The following is a 20,410-nucleotide window of genomic DNA, read 5'->3' as shown; positions in this document are numbered from 1 at the left end:
TGGGTCAGATCGGCATAAAATTACCCGCGCCCATGCGCTCCGTCATACGCCTGTCATCAACATATGGGGTTATCCACAGACCTATCCCCAAGACTCACCAGACTCAGTGGCCAGACTCGGGTGAATCGCAGCCGATTCAACCGAGCGAGTCGCCCGATTCACCGATTCAGCACCCAGATTTTTTGAAAATCCCATGCCCGACCCCCGATTCACACCTGACTCGCGACGCAAACAGCGCCCGATTCAGGGCAAATCAGCCCTCAGGTCGCTACTTTTCTGACCAGAGTGGGAACACGCAGCGCCAAAAGCGCCAGAATCACGGTCAGATACACCAAAGGCTCCAACTGAAATCCCTTGCTGAGCCAGACAAAGTGCACCCCGGACAGAATCGCGACCGGATAGGTCAGCAGATGCAGCCGACGCCAGACAGCGCCCAGCCACTTTACGGATGTATTGTTCGACGTCAGCGCCAGCGGCAGCATCAGGATAAACGCGGCCATCCCTATTGTAATGTACGGGCGCTTGATGATGTCCGCCACAACGCGGTCAATGGACTGCACATCCAGCACCGCCCACACCAGCAGATGCAGCACGACATATGTAAAGGCGAGCACGCCGATGGTCCGTCTGAACTTGATCAGGTTGACGCCAATGAACCGGCGCAAGGGCGAGATGCACAAGCCGATGATCACAAGCTGCAGCGCGATCTCTCCGAGCTCACGCTCAAGGGCGTTGATGGGCTCACGGCCAAGCCCCCCAGTCTGTGCCATATATAGAAGTACGGGGACCGGGATCAGGTACACTATATACACTGCCCATGTGGGGACCTTGCGGGCCGCCTGATTGATCCGATCCACCAGCATCAGAAATTCGCGCGCAGGTCCATGCCGTCATACAGGCTGGCCACGTCTTCTTCGTACCCGTTGAACATCAATGTCGGCTGGCGCTTGGCAAACAGGCCACCACCAACCATGCGCTCACTCGCCTGGCTCCAGCGCGGGTGATCCACCTCCGGGTTCACATTACTATAGAAGCCATACTCGCGCCCGTTCGCCTTGTTCCAGCTGGTGGGCGGCTCGTCTTCGGTGACGGTGATGCGCACAATCGACTTGATCGATTTGAACCCATACTTCCACGGCACCACCAAGCGGATGGGCGCACCATTCTGGTTCGGGATTGGCTTGCCGTAGATCCCCGTCGCCATCATCGTCAGCGGATGCATCGCCTCGTCCAGACGCAGACCCTCAACATAAGGCCAGTCCAGAACAGGGAAGCGCACACCGGGCATCTCGTCCGGACGCAGGGCCGTTTCAAAGGCCACGTATTTCGCACCCTCCTGCACACCGGCCAAGTTCAACAGGTCGGCCAGCTCAAACCCGTTCCACGGGATCACCATCGACCACGCCTCGACACAGCGGAAGCGGTAGATGCGTTCCTCGATCGTCATGGCCTCCATGATCTGGCCCATGGAATAGTCGCCAGGATTGTCGACCAGCCCGTCGATGGCAACGGTCCACGGCTCGGTCGTCAGCGTATGCGCATTGCGCGCCGGATCGCTCTTGCCCGTCCCGAACTCGTAGAAGTTATTGTACTGTGTGATGTCTTCCCAGGAATTGGGCTCAAGCTCGGCCTCCTGGCTGCGCGCCATGCCTGCCGCACCGATCAGTCCCAGACCCATTGCCCCCGCCATGATCTGCCGACGGTTCATATACGCCGCCAACGGCGTCGCGTCGGCGCGCGTGAGGGTGTTTTTCCAACGATGGGCCATTCAGGTGTCTCCTACGATTTCAAGCACCATGGCACATAGATGGGTCTGACCGGCTACCAAAATGATATTCGCTCACGCCCTTGTCACCGGGTTGTAACTCGGAGTGATTTCGTTCAGCGGCCGCGACCGGCCATCATCCTGCACGATGCGCACATGGCGGCGGCGCATCATCCGTGGCTCTGCCACGCCAACAGAGTGCGCAATGGTCTCAACCTCGTGGATGATTTCACGGGCATAGCGGGTCACCCGCTTTTCCTTGTCCTCGACCACCAGCCCCTTCTGGAACCGCTTGTCATGCGTGGTGATGCCGGTGGGACATGTATTCTTGTTGCACTTCAGCGCCTGAATACAGCCCAGGCTGAACATGAAGCCGCGCGCGGTGGTGATGAAATCAGCGCCCGCCGCCAGCGCCCAGGCAATATCGCCCGGGTTCACCAGCTTGCCCGAGGCGACGATGCGAATGCGATCCTTCAGGCCCGCCTCATCCCGCAAATCGACAACAGCGACCAGCGCCTCGCGGATCGACATGCCCACCAGATCGATCAGAGGCATGGGTGCCGCACCCGTTCCGCCCTCACCGCCGTCTATTGTAATAAAGTCAGGCGCACAGGCCGCGCCCCGCGCGTTGATCGCGGCAAACAGCTCAGCCACGGGGCGCTCTGCCCCCACAACGGTTTTGATCCCCACCGGCTTCCCGGTCACACCGCGGATGTGGCACACCAGATCCAGCAGATCATTCCAGTCATTCACCTCGGCATGGCGGTTCGGCGAAATCCCATCCTGACCAACACGCAGGCCGCGGATACCAGCAATCTCCTCCGTCACCTTGGCTCCGGGCAGGATCCCCCCCTTGCCCGGCTTGGCCCCCTGCGCCAGCTTTATCTCGAACATCCGCACCTGCTTGTGGGCTGCCACCTCGCGCAGCTTGTCGTCACTCAGGTTGCCCTCTTCATCGCGGACACCGAACTTGGCCGTGCCGATCTGAAAGACGATGTCGCAACCACCCTCAAGGTGATACTTGCTGATCCCGCCCTCGCCCGTGTTCATCCACACACCCGCCTCTTTCGCACCCCGGCTCAGGGCACGCACGGCCGGTTTGGAAATGGCGCCATAGCTCATGCCGGAAATGTTGAAGAACGACCGCGCCGTGTAAGGTGTACGCGCGCCCTCACCAATCACCATGGGGGCGGTGCGGGCAAACTGATCCTCAAGCGGCGGGAAGGCCGCATTCACAAAGATCGGCGTACCGACAACATTCAGGTTGCGGGTCGATCCAAAGGCCACCGTGTTGCTGACCCCCTCGCCCGCCCGCTTGATCCACTCACGCTGCGCCCGGTTGAACGGCAGCTCCTCGCGGTCCATGGCAAAGAAGTATTGGCGAAAGAACTCGCCCAAGGTCGAGAACAAATGCCGGAACCGCCCGATGACCGGATAATTCCGCCGGATCGCATCGTGGGTCTGGGCCCGGTCGATGACGAACATGACCAAAGCCACGGCAACCGCCAAACCAATAATGAAAAAGAAGCCGAGGACCAGAACCTCGAGCACAGACATTGCAAATCCCACGACACCATCCCTCTAAAGTTCCGCACACTGTGCAAAGCCCGGAGCAAGGAAGCAAGCACAGGCGGGTTTCTGCCATGCTTAACAAAGTCGTGAGTGGAAATGTGAAGACGGCCCAGCTTAGGGGCTCAATGGCGCGTTTCAAGATAGTGTGGGAAAAATTTCCACGTGATCCATACACCGATATCACGCGTTTCCCTTTCGATGCCGCATGACGGGTATCGCAACCTATTAAGGGAGACACTCATATGTTCCGCAAGACACTTCTCGCCTCCGTCGCAATCGCCGCCGTTGCAACTGCCGCGTTCGCCGGTACAGCCAAAAAAGACATCGTTGACACAGCCGTCAGCGCAGGCTCTTTCGAAACACTCGTGGCCGCAGTCCAGGCCGCCGATCTGGTCGACACGCTGAAAGGCGAAGGTCCCTTCACCGTATTCGCACCCACGGACGAAGCGTTCGCCGCCCTGCCCGAAGGCACAGTCGAAAGCCTGCTGCTGCCCGAGAACAAGGACCAGCTGACCGCCATCCTTACCTACCACGTTGTCCCGGGCAAAGTGATGTCGACCGATCTGCAGGACGACATGGAAGCCACCACCGTTCAGGGTGACGCCGTCACCATCGACCTCGACGACGGCGTAAAGGTCGACGAGGCCAATGTCGTCAGCGCCGACATCGAAACCTCGAACGGCGTGATCCACGTGATCGACAAGGTGATCCTGCCCGAAACAAGCAGCTAAACCAACGACGCGGGGTCCCCGGATCCCGCACCAGAACACCGGGGGCCCCACCGCACGGGGCCTCCACCGCAGACGCAACACCCCGGTTCCGGCCCCATACTGCACATTCGCAGCACATGAGGCCCAAGATGACCGACCCCCTCCATCACATCCTGCTCTCCCAGATCGACGCACACGCTTTGCCGCGCGACCGCGACACGCACGACGCCGAGGCGCAAAACGAACTCGAAATGTCCATCCTCACCTCGGGCCTGCGCCAACCCATCGAAATCTGGCAACTCAGCCAACCCCGCGACGACCACCGCTACGGTCTGATCTCCGGCTTCCGCCGCCTCGCCGCCGCCCGCACGCTTGAACCGAGACGATCCCCGCCTTCCTGCGAACCCCCAAGGACATCCCCGACGCGCTTGCCTCCATGGTGACGGAAAACGAAATCCGCGCCCAGATCAGCCCGTGGGAGAAAGGGCGGCTCATCCTCGATTGCGTCCGCTCCGATCTGTTCGACACCGAAGACGCCGCACTCAGCGCCCTGTTCGGCACGCTCTCACGTCAGAAGAAAGCACGGCTGCGCAGCATCGTGCTGGTGGTGCAGGTCTTCGACGGGTCGCTTGCCACACCTGAACGGCTGTCGGTCGCACGCATCGAACGGCTGGCCTCGGCGCTCCGCGCCGGGTGGGAAGACCTCTTGTCTGACGCCCTCCGCACATCCCGCAGCGACACGCTCAATGGCCAATGGGCAGCACTCGAACCGGTGATCACCGAAGCACTCAATCCACAAAGCGGAGACGCCGCCCCCAACACCCGCAACGCCCCCCGCCGGTCGATCAAATTCGCCCAAGGTCTGCAAATCCGCCGTGAACTCACGCGCTCCGGCTGGATTCTCCGCTTTTCAGGGCCCGAGGCCAAGGTGCCGGGGCTGATGGACGACGTGATGGAAACGATCGAGCGGGTGTTCGGGTCAACGCACTAAAGCTGCGGCAAACACGGTTCATCGAAAACAGAGGGCGAGCAAAAGCTAGGCGTGCTCTTGAAGGTTGGCAAAACTTCAGTTCAGCCGACCCTGCACATTGTATCCGCACCTGCCCATCACTATTATATCAAGCGTAACGCCAACGGGACCCAGAACATGGATTGCACACTCGCCATTTGACCCCTCCACGGTTTCCAATAGCGAGCACTTTCAATGTCCCCTATCGTTCTGGCCGGCCTCAGCTGGCACACCCCGAACAACACACATCTTTTCACCGATCTGAACCTGACATTCGGGCTTGGCCGGACGGGCCTTGTTGGGCGCAACGGGACCGGCAAGACAACGCTTCTGCGCCTGATTGCGGGCGAAATCACCCCCTCGTCCGGCACCATAACAAAGCCCCCAAAGGTCGGGTTCCTGCAACAAAACCCCGAGCAGCGCAAAGACGCGACCCTGTCCGACCTGTTCGGCGTGACGGACCAACTTGCCATTCTTGCCCGCGCCGAAAAAGGCGAAGCGACCGCAGATGATCTGGCAGATGCAGATTGGACACTCGAGGCGCGCTTGGGCGCCGCCTTGGGCAACATGGGCCTGGACCAACCGCCAGAGACACCGCTTAATGCACTATCCGGCGGACAACGCACCCGCGCAGGGCTCGCGGCACTCATGTTCGCGGAACCGGATGCGCTTTTGCTGGACGAACCAACAAACCACCTCGATCACCTTGGACGCACACAGGTGGTCCAAGCCCTGCGCGCGTGGCAGGGCTGCGTCATCGTCGCAAGCCACGACCGCACCCTGCTGGCCGAGATGGACGCAATTGTCGAACTGACGACGCTTGGCGCACGCACCTATGGCGGCAACTACGCCGCCTATCGGGACATGAAAGCCGCCGAACTGGCAGCGGCAGAAACCGATCTGGCCCGCGCAGAACGCGCGGTGGCCGACACCCGGGCGCGGGTGCGGCTGGCGGCCGAACGCAAGGCCCGCACCGACCGGCAAGGCAGGCAGTTGCGCGCCTCGGGCAGCCAGTCAAAGCTCGTGCTCGACGCCGCAAAAGAACGCAGCGAGGGATCAGGCGCCTCCGCCGCCCGATTGCGCAACCGTCAAATGGAGAAGGCAGACTCCACCCTCGAAGACGCACGCGAAGCACTCGAGGTTCTGCAACCTCTCACCATCGACATCCCGCCCTCCGGCTTGGTCGACGGACGCAACGTCTTGCAGGTCGACAACCTGCACTTCGGATACCAACAGGATCGGCCCATCCTCACCGATGTGTCCCTCACCATCCGCGGCCCGGAACGCATTGCGATCACGGGCGCAAACGGCTCGGGCAAATCAACCTTGCTTGCCTGCATTCACGGCGATCTGCACCCGCAGGCCGGTTCCATCGCACTCCATGTCCCGGCGGCCCTCCTCGATCAGGACCTCAGCCTGTTCGATCCAGAGGAAACGGTCCGCGACGCCTTCGCCCGCATCGACCCGGAGGCCAGCGAAAACACCCGACGCGCCGCCCTCGCCCGCTTCCTCTTTCGGGGGGATGATGCCCACCAACGCATCGGCGCGCTCAGCGGTGGACAACGCCTGCGCGCCGGATTAGCCTGTACCCTCGGACACAGCCAGCCGCGCCAACTCCTACTACTCGACGAACCCAGCAATCACCTCGATATCGAAGCGGTCGAGACATTGGAGGCCGCCCTCAGCGCATATGACGGCGCAATCCTTGTGGTCAGCCATGACCAGGAGTTTCTGGACCGGATTGGAATAGAGCGCAGGCTCACCTTGCCATGATCCCGCATCGCCAATACCGCGGGTTGCGCAGGAAGCGGACTTTGCAAAGTTTCAGACTATCGGCGGCTTTCCAGATAGGTACCGCCAATAGTAGATTTACATGATGCAGCTGTCATGCTGCGGCGCTATACGTCGAACCAGCAGTCCGCCGCAGGTGAGAAACCGATCGGACAGCCAACGAGTAGTTTACGGACAAACTCTACTTTACCGCGGTCAATATCTTATCGGGGTCCGCGATACATATAAAATACCCCTCATTCCTCCGCATCATCAAACCCTTTGGCCTGAGATGCTTTCACAGGCTTTTTCAGGTTTTTGCCGTTCTGTTTGAGTTCTAGCGTGTTGGCCAACGCAGCTTCAACATGCTCCGCATTTGCGAATCTGAAGGATCTGCTCTTTCTCTTCTTCTGTTTGTTAAACAAACTTTGCGAAAGGGTCCTTGCCTCGTCTTTTCCGTGCTTCACGTATATCTGGGCGAGCTTGCGAACTTCTTTTTCATCTTCCGGTTCAAGCCCGTAGATCTTGAGGAATTCTTGCCACTTCACCTGAGTGACCAAGGAAATGTCCAAATGTGGCTGGATGTCTTTTTTTGCCCGCGCTGCGTCCGCGCCGTCCTGTTGACCACCACCCGTTGTTTTCGCCCTATTTTTTGCGTAGCTCAAGATTTCGTCAAGAATCATCTTTTTGGTCAGTGAAGGCATGTTCAATGATATGGATGCAACACTGTGAGCGGTATCCAGGGAAGCAGCCATCCCTTTCTTCTGCCCCGCTACTTGCGCTTCGACAAATTGCTTAACTGCAATCTCGAAGGTGCCATTTTCCCAAATCTTCTTTTTCCAATCAGAGGCCTCCGAACTCTTCTCCGCAGTCCTTTGTTCGATCTTGCTATTCGTTGTCAAAACGAGCTGTTTGAGATCGATATGCAGTGTCTTGGCAAGTTCAGGGCCGACCTCGCTGATGACTCTGCGGTTTTTCATCGTGACAGCGATCCTGAAGATGCCAAACATCTCCACATCGGCTTTGTCCCTCAGGCCCAATTGGGTCGCAAAAGCGTCTGGCTTGCCAATCACTGAGTAGCAATAATCCATAAATGGGCTGTCTGACGAGTAAAAGATTGAGACATAATTCGCGACTAAAAAATTTCCAGCGTCCAGACGTATGGCCTGAAAGAGTTGTGGATCTTTGAGATCCAGTTCCGTTGTGTCTTGGGCGTCACCTTCAGCCATCAAGGTTGCAAAGTCATCAACGGAACCATCCAGATCAACGCCTCCCTGGATCGATCCGCCGTCCAAGGGCTCTTCCTCGCCAGGAGGGCCAAATCCCGGCATGTCGGCCATACCTGCGTCGGGATTCTTAAACAGTGACTTGAACTCCCAAAGGTTCGCACCGCTGACATTGATCTGACGCTTTGCGCCTGGTTCGATAAAGGTTTGAACGATCTCAACCGGATCTTTCTGATCCTTTAGAGCAATAATAAAATCCAGTGTATTTACAGCACTGGTGTTTCCCGCCACATGCGAACGGAAGAGTGGCAGCACTTGAGGGTGAGCCACAATGGCATCGATGCCGCCGCTGGCGTCAAATGATCCGATTTTTTTTCCGGATTCACCGGCTCTATAAAGAATGATGGGGTTTGTCATTTTGCCTTTCCTTTTTTGACGTTGTGCAAGAGAGCCATTTGAGGGCGCGATTCCGACAAGTAGGCGACAGACGCGCCCTTTGGCCCGCCTGATACGGGAGTTGGAGAACCTCTTGTCCACGACGGGCTGGAGGTTATGCCTAGTTGAGTCCTCACAGCCTTGGAAAAGGTTCACGACAAAACACGTCTTTCACCTGCTGAATGTTCGTCGATAGAATGGATCAGGTTTTGAAAGTCTGCTTCGGGCTGAGAGCAGTCATTTGACAGCATAGGGGTAAAGGCAACTCCGTCCCTTGAACCGGCCCAATACAAGCCCGTGGGGTGGTGTCGCACCGCTCATTCGGTAGCGTTTTATGGTCGCCAAGCACATTCCACAGAAATTCTGTTCGGCACAGGCACCAAAACACCAGCCCGCCGGGACGGGCTTGTGTTGGACCGGCGCCTGCGGCTTGATTCCGGTCTGGTCAGTGATTTGAATGAACGCGGTTTCGTCCCGCAGATCTAACGCATGGGTCGATCCAGCGGCGTCGGCTTTGGACTGGCAACTGCCACTAAAATGTCCCGCACGAAAGGCCACCACAAGTCAGGCAAGTCACGCTGGTGTGACGCTCCAAACCCTAACAAATCCTAAACCCACCTCTGTAACCCATTGAAGTCTATGGGAACGGGGGATGTCCCAGCGTGGGACACCCCCCAAAAGGCCCCATCCGGGGCCCATCAAGATCAGTGGATCACCGCATCCTCAGGGCGGGGCCGATTGGTCCCCGAAACCCGGTCCCCGATGAGCAACCCATCGGATCCAGCGGTCACCTCGATCGTGTCTCCATCCTTGATATCACCGGCCAGCAGCATCTCTGCCAGCGGGTTCTGGAGCGCCGATTGGATGACCCGTTTCAAGGGCCGCGCCCCAAACACAGGGTCATACCCCTCATCGGCCAGCCACGTCCGGGCCCCCTCATCCAGCAACAGCTCGATTTTCCGGGCCGCCAACCGTTTGAGAAGCCGGGCCATCTGGATGTCCACGATCCCGTCCATATCGTCCCGCCCCAGCCGATCAAAGATGATCGTCTCGTCCAGGCGGTTCAGGAACTCGGGCCGGAAATGCGCCCGCACCGCATCCATCACATCCCGCCGCGCATCGCTCGCATCCGCCCCGTCCGGCAGCTGGCTCAGCGCCTGCGCCCCCAGGTTCGATGTCAGGATGATCAGCGTCTGCTTGAAGTCGACCGTCCGGCCCTGACCATCGGTCAGCACCCCATCATCCAGAACCTGCAACAGAACGTTGAACACATCCGGGTGCGCTTTTTCGACCTCATCGAACAGCACCACCTGGTACGGTCGGCGCCGGACACTTTCAGTCAGCGCGCCACCCTCGTCATACCCGACATACCCCGGAGGAGCCCCGATCAGCCGCGCGACCGAATGCTTCTCCATGTACTCCGACATGTCGATCCGAACCATCGCGTGCTCGTCATCAAACAGGAACTCGGCCACCGCTTTGGTCAGCTCGGTCTTACCCACACCGGTCGGCCCGAGGAACAGGAAAGAGCCCAGCGGCCGGTTCTCATCGTTCAGACCCGCTCGCGCCCGGCGCACCGCATTGGCCACCGCCCGCACAGCACTGTCCTGACCAATCACACGGTTGTGCAGCTGCTCTTCCATACGCAACAGCTTCTCGCGCTCGCCTTCGAGCATCTTGGAGGTTGGAATACCGGTCCAACGTTCAACAACACTCGCGATCTGCTCGGGCCGTACAGCCTCCGCCACCATGGCATCGGTCTCGGCCCCTTCGGCCTCGCCCAGCTTGCGCTCAAGATCAGGGATCACGCCGTAGGACAGCTCACCCGCTTTCGCCAGATTGCCTTCACGCTTGGCGATATCCAAAGCCGCCCGCGCATGATCCAACTGCTCTTTGATGTCCCGGGCCGAGGCCAGCTTGTCCCGCTCGCCCTGCCACTGCGCCGTCATCTCGGCGCTGCGCTCCTGCAGATCGGCCAAGTCCTTTTCAAGCGTCTCAAGCCGATCTTTCGAGGCTTGATCATCCTCAAGGCGCAGCGCCTCAACCTCGATCTGCATTTGCAGGATCTGGCGGTCGAGTGCGTCCAATTCCTCGGGCTTGGAGTCTACTTCCATCCGCAAGCGCGACGCGGCCTCATCCACCAAGTCGATGGCCTTGTCCGGCAGGAACCGGTCAGTAATATAGCGATGGCTCAGCGTCGCAGCAGTTACCAGCGCACTGTCCGACACGCGCACACCGTGGTGGAGTTCGTACTTCTCCTTGATGCCCCGCAGGATGCTGATCGTATCCTCGACCGTCGGCTCAGCGATCATGACCGGCTGGAACCGACGCGCCAGTGCGGCGTCCTTCTCTACATACTTGCGGTATTCATCAAGGGTCGTGGCACCCACACAGTGCAACTCACCCCGCGCCAAGGCTGGCTTGATTAGGTTCGCCGCGTCCATCGCGCCATCCGTTTTGCCCGCGCCCACCAACGTGTGCATCTCGTCGATGAACAGGATGATCTCGCCCGCGGCTTCGGTCACTTCGGTCAGAACCGCCTTCAGCCGTTCCTCAAACTCACCGCGATACTTCGCGCCAGCAATCAGGGCGCCCATGTCCAAAGCCAGCAGCCGCTTGTTGCTCAGGCTTTCGGGCACATCACCATTCACGATGCGCAAGGCAAGCCCTTCGGCAATGGCCGTCTTACCGACACCGGGTTCACCAATCAGAACCGGGTTGTTTTTGGTGCGGCGGCTCAACACTTGCATGGCACGCCGGATTTCCTCGTCCCGGCCAATGATCGGGTCAATCTTGCCCGCCTCGGCGCGTTCGGTCAGGTCCATCGCGTATTTCTTCAACGCGTCGTACCCTTCTTCGGCGCTTGCGCTGTCAGCGGTCCGTCCCTTGCGAATGTCGTTGATGGCGGAATTCAAAGCCTGCGGGTTCACTTTGCCCGCCGCAAGCGCATCCTTCGCACCGGATTTGACCATGCCAAGCGCCATCAAGATGCGCTCGACGGGCACAAAGCTATCACCTGCCTTCTTGGCCAGCGCCTCGGCTTCGGCCAATACCTTCGCTGTCGCATTGTCCAGATAGACCTGTGCGGCATCGCCCGTCACCTTGGGCATCTTCGCCAGCGTCTGATCCACATGGGTCAGGACGCGGGCAGGATCACCACCGGCACGTGTGATTAGGTTGGATGCAAGGCCCTGCTCGTCATCCATCAGTGCTTTCAAGATATGTTCGGGGGCCAGCCGTTGATGGCTGTCGCGTGCAGCGATTGTCTGCGCTGCCTGAACAAAGCCGCGCGACCGCTCCGTGAACTTCGATAAGTCCATGGGTTATTTCTCCTTTGTCAGCGCCCTTTTCAAGCCGCGCCCTCCCGGAGGCACGCGGCCCAGCGGGCCTACGAAAACAAGATGGGGAACCGCCAAACGTTGCACAAGTGCCACAGGTGGAATTCCCACACGTTTTTCAGGGCCGCTATCGGTCGCGCTTCTACGCGTCAGCATCACGTCAATCCTTCACATTCGTACGGCCCATTCACGGCTTTTGGCAAAACCTCGCCGATTCAATGGGTTAGAAGAAACGCCATTTACCATACGCATCCGTTGCCAAAAAGCTAACAATTTCAGAATCTTGCTTAAAATCAGCCGCTTAATCTGAAACGTTGGGCACAGGTCTGTGACTCAACGTGACGGGGATTCCCCCTTAAATCCTGAAATCTCTCACCCATGTTGAATGGCACACGAGCAGAACCACAACATGTAGGTGACCCAAATGCAGACTGTTCCGTTGCAACTGAGCGATGTGATCTACAACGCCGCCACGCAGTCTTTCGAAGCACTCGTAACCGTGCACGACGCCACAGGCGCGCGCAGCTATGCCTGCGCCATCAATGCGCCCATTACGATGGAGTTCGCGGATGCCGCCAACGGCCTCGCAACCCAGGCGATGCGCCGTCACACACGAGGCCGCTCTGAAGTAACACACATGCCTGCCGCCATGGCACCGCGCCGCGCCAACCGGCTTGCCGGTTTGCGCCGTATGACGATTGATACGTTTGCCGCGCTGCGCCCACGCGCGGCCTGATTTCCCTCGTTCCGTTGCCCCACGGGCTTTGCGCAGCTTCTGTCCCCGCGCAAACCCCATCGCAACGGAACCAAACAGAGACAGGTGCCTGCCTGCTAAGTCTCTGAAACTGGCCCGGGTGCGTCCTGCATCCGGGCTTTTTTTCGTCTTCAACCTGCCCTAAGACCATCCAAACGCCAGATGCGGGGGACCAGACATGGCAGACGACAGGTTGATCGTGGCAATGGACGTGCCAAACGCTGTGGCCGGGTTAGAACTGGCTGACCAACTGGGGGACAGCGTAAGTTTCTACAAGATCGGGCTAGGCATGCTGACAGGTGGCGGCCTTGCCCTCGCGAATGAGCTGAAACAGGAACGGGGCAAGCGCATCTTTCTGGACATGAAGCTGTTCGACATTGGCGCCACGGTCGAGGCTGCGGTGCGGGGCCTTGCGCAATTCGACCTGGATTTCCTGACGGTGCATGGCGATCCCCACGTGGTGCAAGCCGCCAAGGAAGGGGCTGCGGGCAGCAACCTCAAGATTCTGGCCGTGACCGTCCTGACATCGCTGGATCGGGCGGATCTGGACGAATGCCTGATCCGGGCCGGCGATATCTCTGATCTGGTCACGGAACGAGCGGGGCGCGCCTTTGCGGCCGGTGCTGACGGTGTCATTGCATCACCCCATGAAGCACGCGCGATCCGCACCCTGCCCGAGGCAGATGGTCGGCTGATTGTCACACCCGGCGTCCGCCCGGCAGGGGCCGATCTGGGCGATCAGAAGCGCGTTGCGACGCCAGCGAATGCCATTGCAGACGGCGTTGATCATGTCGTGGTGGGGCGCCCGATCTGGAAAGCACCCAGCCCAAAGGCCGCAGCCGAGGCGATTTTGTCAGAAATGCTTAGTCCGCAGGCATCTGCGCCAAACCACTGAGTTCACGCAGCTTTTCTTAACCCTTGGCAGTCGCCATGCGGTGGCTGCATCAACAGTTTGTGCCATTTAAGCAACGCACCACAGGATATTGGAAAGGTCAGGAAATCCGGACTCGGAAAACTCCCGTAAAGGTGGTAACTTGACTTTAGGTGATACTCCCCGACGAACCGGCTCTTCCTGAGGTTCGTCACCTCCCCCCGCTCCGCGCGGGGGGCTTTATGTCAGGGTCTTTCAATCGTCGCAGACATGACACCGGCCAAGTAGTCGCGCAGGCGCGGCTTGAATTGTGGCACGACCCATTCGTGGTCCAGGAACGTCTGTACATCCATCAGATCCCACGCCTGTCCTTCATCCCCAAGAGAGATCTGGCTGGCCATGTCCGCAGGCACGTGTGCCGCGAAAAACCATGAAATCTTTCCACTGCTGGACCCATAATCGCGGCCCCAGCGCACGAGGTCAGGATTGATCCTCAGGTTCAACTCCTCCTGGGTTTCCCGCAAGGCACATTGCAAGGGTGTCTCACCCGCTTCCCAGCCACCGCCCGGCAAATCCCAGTGACTGGGCCACAGCAGTCCGGGCTTGTCATCGCGCAAGAGTGTCGCCAGGCGATCGCCCACAAACAGGGCGAGTTTCGCCCCGATCAACCGTCCAGCCATGTTCAACCCCTCACCAGTTTGCTACAGGAAAAGGACTAGCCACAAAGCCGCCCCATGCCCAGCCTATGCCGAGATTGCCTGACGACCTTTGAAGCGGGTTCCCGCTGCCCGTCCTGTGGTGCGCCGCGCGTGGTCAGCCATCCGGAACTCTTTGATCTGTCCATTGCGCATATGGATTGCGACGCGTTCTACGCCTCGGTCGAAAAGCGGGACGATCCCAGCCTCGAAGGCAAGCCGGTGATCATCGGCGGCGGGCGGCGCGGCGTTGTCTCGACCGCCTGTTACGTGGCCCGCATTCGTGGCGTCCGATCCGCCATGCCAATGTTCCAGGCACTCAAGCTGTGCCCCGAGGCCATCGTGATCAAGCCGCGGATGGAGGCCTATGCCGAAGCCTCGCGCGCCATCCGCGACATGATGGAAGAGATGACACCGGCCATCGAACCCCTGTCGCTGGACGAGGCGTTCCTCGACCTCACCGGCACCGCCCGCCTGCACGGCGCACCGCCAGCCGTGATACTGGCACGGCTCATCAAACGTATGCGGGATGAGCTTGGCCTGACCGGCTCCATCGGGCTGTCCCACAACAAGTTCCTCGCCAAGGTCGCCTCAGACCTTGAAAAACCGCACGGTTTCTCGATCATCGGAGCCGCTGAAACCGCCGACTTTCTGCGGGACAAGCCTGTGCGGTTGATCTGGGGCATTGGTCCGGCAGCACAAGCATCGCTCGACAAGGCGGGGATTCGTACGTTCGCCGACCTCCTGCGCTGGGAACAGACAGATCTGGTGGCGCGGTTCGGATCCATGGGCGACCGTCTCTGGAACCTCGCCCGGGGGAAAGACGCACGCCGGGTCACGCGCAATGCGCCGATGAAATCCATCAGCAACGAAACAACCTTCGGCGAAGACACCAGCAACCCTGACATTCTGGATGGGCACCTTTGGCGCATGGCCGAGAAAGTGTCGGGCCGGGCCAAGGTACGCGGGCTTGCAGGCCGGGTGGTGACACTCAAACTCAAGCGGCACGACCATTCATCGCTGACGCGGCGGGTGTCCCTGCGCGACCCGGCGCAACTGGCCGACACGATCTACCGCACAGCGCGCGGGCTATTCGACCAAGTGGGGGACGAGGGGCCGTACCGGCTCCTTGGCTGCGGTATCTCTGACCTCGTGGATGCAGACAGCGTACAGGCATCCGGCGACCTGCTTGACCCGGACGCGCGCAAACGCGGACAGGCAGAACGAGCAACCGACGCGATTCGGGATCGCTTTGGACCTGATGCCATCGTCAAAGGGCGCGCCCTGCGCTGACCGCTATTCCGCGGCGAGCGGCAAACGGCTTTGGCCGACCCGTGACACCTCGGCCACCACGGCACGCAACTGGTCCCGAACCGTATCAAAATCAGCGTTGGGCTCGATCAAACGCTCGTTCATATAGAGGGATCGGTCAATCTCGACCTGAATGGCATGCTGATTGCGGGACGGACGGCCATAGGCTTGCGTCACATAGGCGCCGGCAAAGGGCGCATTGCGGGCCACGGTAAACCCGGCAGAGGCAAAGGCCGCTTCGACAACATCCATGATGTCGCCACCAGCCGCTGCGCCAAAACGATCCCCCAACACCACGTCGGGACGCTTCCGCGCGCCTTGGGCAATGCCGTCCATCGCCTCGTGCGGCATCGAATGGCAATCAATCAAGACGGCCAAACCGTGATGCTGATGGGCACTGTCCAGCAGCTTTTGAAGCATCTGATGATAGGGGCGCCAATAGAGATCAATCCGCCGCTCTGCCTCGCGCATGGGCAACTTGCCGCGATAGATAACACGGCCATTGGCCACCACGCGGGGGATAACACCCAAACCGCTGGCGATACGTGGGTTGTGCCCCTGGCGGCGCACCCCTTCGATCAGGGCGGGGTCCAATTCATCCGCACTGCGGTTCAGGTCCACAAAGGCACGCGGCGCACCTGCCTTGAGCAAGGGCGCACCGTGCTGCGGCGCCATGTCGAACAGCTTGTCTACAAAGGCATCTTCGGATGACCGTATGATGCGTTCGTCCAGCACCGTCCTGCGCAGGAAACTCCACGGATAGTCGCGCCCGGAATGGGGCGACGCGAACACCGCGCATGACGTGCGGCGCTCCGGGTGCAGGACTTCGTACGCAACCTTTGGCATGGACCCTCCTCTGGTTTCCAACATAGCCTGAGAATTGGGAAAGCCAAAAGCCCTTGATCCTCTCTTCGACTCCTTTTATACGCCCCTCACCCGGCGCGGATTTCCGCGCCCGCTTTCTTTGTGGGCAGGCAATTCGGGACGGTCACAGTGGGCGATTAGCTCAGCGGTAGAGCACTTCGTTGACATCGAAGGGGTCACAAGTTCGATCCTTGTATCGCCCACCACCTATTCCGCCAACCGGGGCAACCCGCACGGCACCAAAACACCGGCACGCATGTGCCAGAACGCAACCCGGCGCTGCTTCGCGCCATGAAACATGAGGAAGAAGCGCCATGAAGGTTCGCAACTCGCTCCGTTCGCTGAAAAACCGGCACCGTGATTGCCGCGTTGTGCGTCGCAAGGGCCGCGTATACGTCATCAACAAGACGCAGCGCCGGTTCAAAGCACGCCAGGGCTAAGACCCAAGCGACAGAATGTCAGAAGGCCGTTCCGTTTTGGAGCGGCCTTTTTCTTTGGCAAGACGTGTGACGTTGGGCCCTATCGGCGACCGGTGGTTTTGCGGCCTTAGCTGACGCCGCCCGCATCAACCTGCTTCTCAAATCGCCACACATCCAATGGGAAAGCCACTTCCGATGTATCAAGGTCGACCCTCCGCTGACCCGCGTTGATCCAACCGGATTTCTCGTAAAAGCGACCGGCCCGATGATTGCCGACAGCACAGGCGAGCCATGCCAGGTCGTGCCCATTCGCCGCTACGCGGACCTCCGCGTCACCTATCAGCGCCTGGGCGACACCGGACCCACGCGCGACTTGCGAGACATACATCTGATAAAGCTCGTCATCCTTGACCATGCAAAATCCAAGCAAGTTCGAACCATCAACAGCGATCCGAGTGCAGGCAAGGTTTTCCAAAGCACGTTCCCGAAAGCTGTCCTCGGTGCGTAACTCACACAGCCTGCGCGGAACAATATCAGCATGTGCCTCGTGCCAACCAGACGCCCAAACTGCGCAAATCTGCTCTGCATGGCCTTCTGTCGGTCGCTCGAGTGTATAGTGCATGTGGCAAAGCTATCTTTGCGCTCTGGTGTGAGCAACGGATATTCCCAACACATCATCACCCGAACGGGACGATCAAAGCCAAAATACATTTGAGGCGACCAAGGTCGATTGGAGAAACTTGGACGTTCGCAACACAGTGAATTACAGCTTCGATCAATAGCACTTTTGGCCCAAGCTCCTTTTTATGGTACGCTATTCCATAGTTGATTTAAGACTTTGGAGTTTCATTATGACAACAATCGCGAAATTAAATTATCTTAGAAAGCAATCCGGACTTCCCCTGATACGGTTTGACCTGACGCGTCTGAGGGACGAAGACATTCAAGATTTGCGTGATGCGTATGCGGCGATGTACGAAATTTCCGATATCGCACAAGGGGATAATCGTGGGTATTATATATATGCGCGCGGGCATGGGTATGATCTCGACCTATGCCACAATGACAACCGTATCTTTCTCACTTGGCACAGATCTTACGTCTATTCATTCGAGAAAGCGCTGAACAGTGCCTTGCAATGGAAACGGCAGGACAACGAGCTTGAGCTAACGTTGCCGTATTGGGACTGGACACAGTTTTTGACGGCGACCCATGCCCCGAATGGCCTGCCCAAAGTTATTGATGACGAAAGCTATACGAACGCCGAAGGCGACGAGGTTCCCAACCCATTGGCGCGTGCCAAAAGCTTGTTCCGCATCGTTGGTCTGGGTCTTACCGGCGACGACCAGTACACAAGTCGTCTGCCCACCAGATTGCGGGGCGACATCCCCTTGTTGAAAAATGAGGTCGACCGATACCTGACCAACCCCAGCTTCAGCGCGTTTCAGGACGATTTCAATTTTGCCGCCCATGGGCATGTTCACGTGGTGGTCGGTGGCAGCGATCCGGCGTCACCTCTGCCCTTTCCGGCACGCGACATGGGGCGCACGGTCTCTGCTGCGTATGATCCGGTGTTTTGGCTTCACCACGCCATGTGTGACAAGGTTTGGGCCGATTGGCAGCAGATCTGGCCCAACGCCAACATCCCCCAGCACGTGCTCGACACGGTGGTCTACGACGGCAGGATTGGCGCTGACCTGATCGATAACGAAAATTCGCTTCGTTACATCTACTCCGAGGATTCCGTGGAAGCCGCCATCGGCGCTTTGGGCACGTCCGACACAGCACCGGCCGCCGCACTGTCAGCCGCGGCCAGCCAAGTAAAAGAGGTTCAACTTGGCACGGTCGAGGCAGGGTTCGTGCGCGCCGAGATGGAGTTCCACAAACTCCGCCCACCACGCGACAGCTTCGAGCTTCGGGTCTACATCGACAACCCATCTTGCGACGCCTCGACCGGCTACAAGGACGATTCATATGGCGGGCGCATCGTCTTTTTCGGGCACGGCCCATGTCATGGGGCGCCCGGACATTGCAATCCGGACCTTGCGATACGGGATGAGTATGACTTGCGCGCCAAACATCCCCTCAGGCATGAACATACCCGCTATCGTGTGGATATAACCCGCGGATTGCGCCGCTTCATTGGTCGGAAGAAGTCTGTGAAGAACTTGAAAGCCTATCTTGTCATTGTGGATGATGCTGGCAAACGCGTCTCGTCCGAGGCTGTCAGTTATGATCAGTGTTCTCTCAGGACTTTCGCCAAGGATTGACTTCAGTTTGGACTGATCATGGAACTTGCACTGACAGAAAACGCGTTAAAGGAGGGGGTGCTGAGGGTTTGGCTCCGCAGGATCCCCGACGAAGGCGGGATCGTGCACGCCTATGCGGTCAACAACCCAAACATCTCAACACCCGTGGCGTCTGCGACCCTCTATGGCCGTGGATCAGGTTCCACGGCCAGCGAGCGCACAATGTTGGTGTTCCGACTGAACATGGATGAGCTTGCTGGTCTGATATCTGTCGGTGACGCGTTGGAAATTCGGCTTGAGGGCGATGAAAACGGAGCCTTCAAGTTTGATGTTCTCGAGATCGAGTAAAGCGTCCCGCAATCGCCATTGAGCGCCGGTCCATGATGCTAGAGTGGGCCGGTGATGGGCGGTTGGCCGCCCCTCAGCAACGCAGCGTTTCAAGCGAAGCATCTGGCAGCAATCGGCGCGCAGAATCACCCTTGTAACGTCGGGTGAGCGCCTTTGTGTGACAACTACCGGATAAAGATGCGTGGCAGGCCCCAAGCGGTTGGGCTGCTTTACAAATCCGGCATCACGCCCCGGCCCTACAAAAAAGGCCAAAAATGTGTTAGGATACTGGTATTGATATACCTATTTTAAAGGAACTGATGACATGGCTGAGCTTGATCGTAAGAACCTTAAATTTGACGTTGATACCGCCTCTTTGGCAGACCTGCAGAAAATCCAAAGCATGATTATGGGCCGCATTGTCCAGGACATTCAGGCAAAGGCTGACCCGACCGCGATGTATGACAGCCACGGGTCCAATCACACAAATCATTCGGATGCCGTCGCGGCCCTCGCAGGAAGAGTGAACCCCGGAAACCGCTAATCGGGTGGGTCGAACCTCATATTCAATTTGGTTCGACCCAATAAATTTTTACAAGGTTAAACGATATGAATAGCATGTCCTTTCGGGCAATGCCTGATCGTGCGCCATTGCGTTGGATTATTTTAAAGATTCATCAACGCTGTAATCTCAATTGTTCTTATTGCTACGTTTACAATCGCGGAGATGACAGCTGGAAATCGCGACCCAAACAAATGGGCAACGATGTCATTGATCGCGTTTGCAAACTCATTGTTGAACACTGTGCGCAATACGGCATTGACGAATTTGTCATCGAACTCCATGGCGGCGAACCTATGCTCGTCGGGAAGGCACGGTTTGTTGAGATTGTTGAGCGGATCCGATCCGCCTGCGCGCCCTTGCTCATCAAGTTCTTGATGCAGACCAATGGCACGCTGCTGGATCAGGAGTGGAGCGACATCTTGGCAGAACACGCGGTTGCCGTAGGCATCAGCGTTGATGGCCCTGCCGAATTCGCGGATCAGAAACGGTTTTATCACAACGGCAAAGGTTCGACCAACGATGTGCTGCGA

The 20,410-nt window shown here is 58.6% G+C and carries 19 protein-coding genes, 1 tRNA gene and 1 pseudogene; 13 read left to right on the top strand and 8 right to left on the bottom strand.

The genetic code is table 11. The annotated features are described in order from the left end of the window. Positions 1-260: 260 nt before the first annotated feature. The 3 genes from msrQ to Q1A51_RS20300 form a co-directional block, all read right to left on the bottom strand. A complete protein-coding gene (gene msrQ, locus Q1A51_RS20310; protein ID WP_299601749.1) occupies positions 261-863 on the bottom strand; it encodes a protein-methionine-sulfoxide reductase heme-binding subunit MsrQ in 603 nt (200 codons plus the stop codon). After that, positions 863-1,768, bottom strand: coding sequence for a protein-methionine-sulfoxide reductase catalytic subunit MsrP (msrP, locus tag Q1A51_RS20305; protein ID WP_299601746.1), 906 nt, complete (start codon positions 1,766-1,768; stop codon positions 863-865). Before msrP ends, msrQ begins: the two co-directional genes overlap by 1 nt. A 72-nt stretch (positions 1,769-1,840) precedes the next feature. Beyond that, positions 1,841-3,334, bottom strand: coding sequence for an FMN-binding glutamate synthase family protein (locus tag Q1A51_RS20300; RefSeq protein WP_299601743.1), 1,494 nt, complete (start codon positions 3,332-3,334; stop codon positions 1,841-1,843). A gap of 245 nt (positions 3,335-3,579) precedes the next feature. On the opposite strand from Q1A51_RS20300, the gene Q1A51_RS20295 reads away from it, so the two are divergent. The 4 genes from Q1A51_RS20295 to Q1A51_RS20280 all read left to right on the top strand — a co-directional run bounded on the left by Q1A51_RS20295 (position 3,580) and on the right by Q1A51_RS20280 (position 6,829). Further along, entirely contained in the window at positions 3,580-4,068 is a 489-nt protein-coding gene (locus tag Q1A51_RS20295) for a fasciclin domain-containing protein (RefSeq protein WP_299208320.1), read from the top strand. A 128-nt stretch (positions 4,069-4,196) separates the two neighbouring features. Next, a complete protein-coding gene (locus Q1A51_RS20290) occupies positions 4,197-4,490 on the top strand; it encodes a ParB N-terminal domain-containing protein (RefSeq protein ID WP_299601739.1) in 294 nt (97 codons plus the stop codon). After that, on the top strand, positions 4,487-5,038 hold the full coding sequence (locus Q1A51_RS20285) for a hypothetical protein (RefSeq protein WP_299671495.1): 552 nt from the start codon (positions 4,487-4,489) through the stop codon (positions 5,036-5,038). Before Q1A51_RS20290 ends, Q1A51_RS20285 begins: the two co-directional genes overlap by 4 nt. Positions 5,039-5,251: 213 nt before the next feature. Further along, positions 5,252-6,829 (top strand): ABC-F family ATP-binding cassette domain-containing protein, encoded by a 1,578-nt coding sequence (locus Q1A51_RS20280; protein ID WP_299601733.1) that lies wholly within the window; start codon positions 5,252-5,254, stop codon positions 6,827-6,829. Between the two features lie 254 nt (positions 6,830-7,083). Here the strand turns inward: Q1A51_RS20280 and Q1A51_RS20275 are convergent, their stop codons facing one another. Beyond that, entirely contained in the window at positions 7,084-8,469 is a 1,386-nt protein-coding gene (locus Q1A51_RS20275) for a hypothetical protein (protein ID WP_299601731.1), read from the bottom strand. A 722-nt stretch (positions 8,470-9,191) separates the two neighbouring features. Next, positions 9,192-11,807 (bottom strand): ATP-dependent chaperone ClpB, encoded by a 2,616-nt coding sequence (gene clpB / locus Q1A51_RS20270; RefSeq protein ID WP_299601729.1) that lies wholly within the window; start codon positions 11,805-11,807, stop codon positions 9,192-9,194. A gap of 442 nt (positions 11,808-12,249) precedes the next feature. On the opposite strand from clpB, the gene Q1A51_RS20265 reads away from it, so the two are divergent. After that, positions 12,250-12,561: an orotidine 5-phosphate decarboxylase gene (locus Q1A51_RS20265; RefSeq protein WP_299601727.1), complete on the top strand. Its 312-nt coding sequence runs from the start codon at positions 12,250-12,252 to the stop codon at positions 12,559-12,561. A gap of 196 nt (positions 12,562-12,757) precedes the next feature. Further along, positions 12,758-13,474 carry an orotidine-5'-phosphate decarboxylase gene (pyrF, locus tag Q1A51_RS20260; protein ID WP_299601725.1) on the top strand — a complete coding sequence of 239 codons (717 nt, stop codon included), beginning with the start codon at positions 12,758-12,760 and terminating at the stop codon, positions 13,472-13,474. A 221-nt stretch (positions 13,475-13,695) separates the two neighbouring features. On the opposite strand, the gene Q1A51_RS20255 is transcribed toward pyrF, so the two are convergent. Further along, positions 13,696-14,130 carry an NUDIX hydrolase gene (locus Q1A51_RS20255; protein ID WP_299601723.1) on the bottom strand — a complete coding sequence of 145 codons (435 nt, stop codon included), beginning with the start codon at positions 14,128-14,130 and terminating at the stop codon, positions 13,696-13,698. A 54-nt stretch (positions 14,131-14,184) separates the two neighbouring features. On the opposite strand from Q1A51_RS20255, the gene Q1A51_RS20250 reads away from it, so the two are divergent. Continuing rightward, positions 14,185-15,438, top strand: a complete 1,254-nt coding sequence (locus tag Q1A51_RS20250) for a DNA polymerase IV (protein WP_299601721.1) — start codon at positions 14,185-14,187, stop codon at positions 15,436-15,438. A gap of 3 nt (positions 15,439-15,441) precedes the next feature. Here the strand turns inward: Q1A51_RS20250 and Q1A51_RS20245 are convergent, their stop codons facing one another. Beyond that, the gene (locus tag Q1A51_RS20245; protein WP_299601719.1) at positions 15,442-16,302 is read right to left on the bottom strand and encodes an N-formylglutamate amidohydrolase; all 861 of its coding nucleotides are present in this window, start codon (positions 16,300-16,302) and stop codon (positions 15,442-15,444) included. Between the two features lie 149 nt (positions 16,303-16,451). Here Q1A51_RS20245 and Q1A51_RS20240 point away from each other — a divergent pair. After that, positions 16,452-16,526: transfer RNA gene (locus tag Q1A51_RS20240), tRNA-Val, on the top strand. 108 nt (positions 16,527-16,634) lie between these two features. Beyond that, a complete protein-coding gene (gene ykgO, locus Q1A51_RS20235; protein ID WP_005850168.1) occupies positions 16,635-16,760 on the top strand; it encodes a type B 50S ribosomal protein L36 in 126 nt (41 codons plus the stop codon). Between the two features lie 106 nt (positions 16,761-16,866). On the opposite strand, the gene Q1A51_RS20230 is transcribed toward ykgO, so the two are convergent. Beyond that, positions 16,867-17,361, bottom strand: coding sequence for a GNAT family N-acetyltransferase (locus Q1A51_RS20230; protein WP_299601717.1), 495 nt, complete (start codon positions 17,359-17,361; stop codon positions 16,867-16,869). Positions 17,362-17,710: 349 nt separating this feature from the next. On the opposite strand from Q1A51_RS20230, the gene Q1A51_RS20225 reads away from it, so the two are divergent. The 4 genes and pseudogenes from Q1A51_RS20225 to Q1A51_RS24385 form a co-directional block, all read left to right on the top strand. Further along, positions 17,711-19,009, top strand: coding sequence for a tyrosinase family protein (locus Q1A51_RS20225; RefSeq protein WP_299601714.1), 1,299 nt, complete (start codon positions 17,711-17,713; stop codon positions 19,007-19,009). 18 nt (positions 19,010-19,027) lie between these two features. After that, the gene (locus Q1A51_RS20220) at positions 19,028-19,336 is read left to right on the top strand and encodes a hypothetical protein (RefSeq protein ID WP_299601711.1); all 309 of its coding nucleotides are present in this window, start codon (positions 19,028-19,030) and stop codon (positions 19,334-19,336) included. Positions 19,337-19,640: 304 nt separating this feature from the next. Next, positions 19,641-19,859, top strand: a complete 219-nt coding sequence (locus tag Q1A51_RS20215) for a hypothetical protein (RefSeq protein ID WP_299203745.1) — start codon at positions 19,641-19,643, stop codon at positions 19,857-19,859. 65 nt (positions 19,860-19,924) lie between these two features. Beyond that, a pseudogene (locus tag Q1A51_RS24385) lies at positions 19,925-20,368 on the top strand (radical SAM protein); the annotation flags it as partial. Positions 20,369-20,410 lie beyond the last annotated feature (42 nt).

The organism is uncultured Tateyamaria sp. (genome assembly GCF_947496075.1).
GTDB lineage: Bacteria > Pseudomonadota > Alphaproteobacteria > Rhodobacterales > Rhodobacteraceae > Tateyamaria.
The sequence above is the reverse complement of the archived record's forward strand: the minus strand, read 5'-3'. Positions and strand labels throughout refer to the sequence as shown.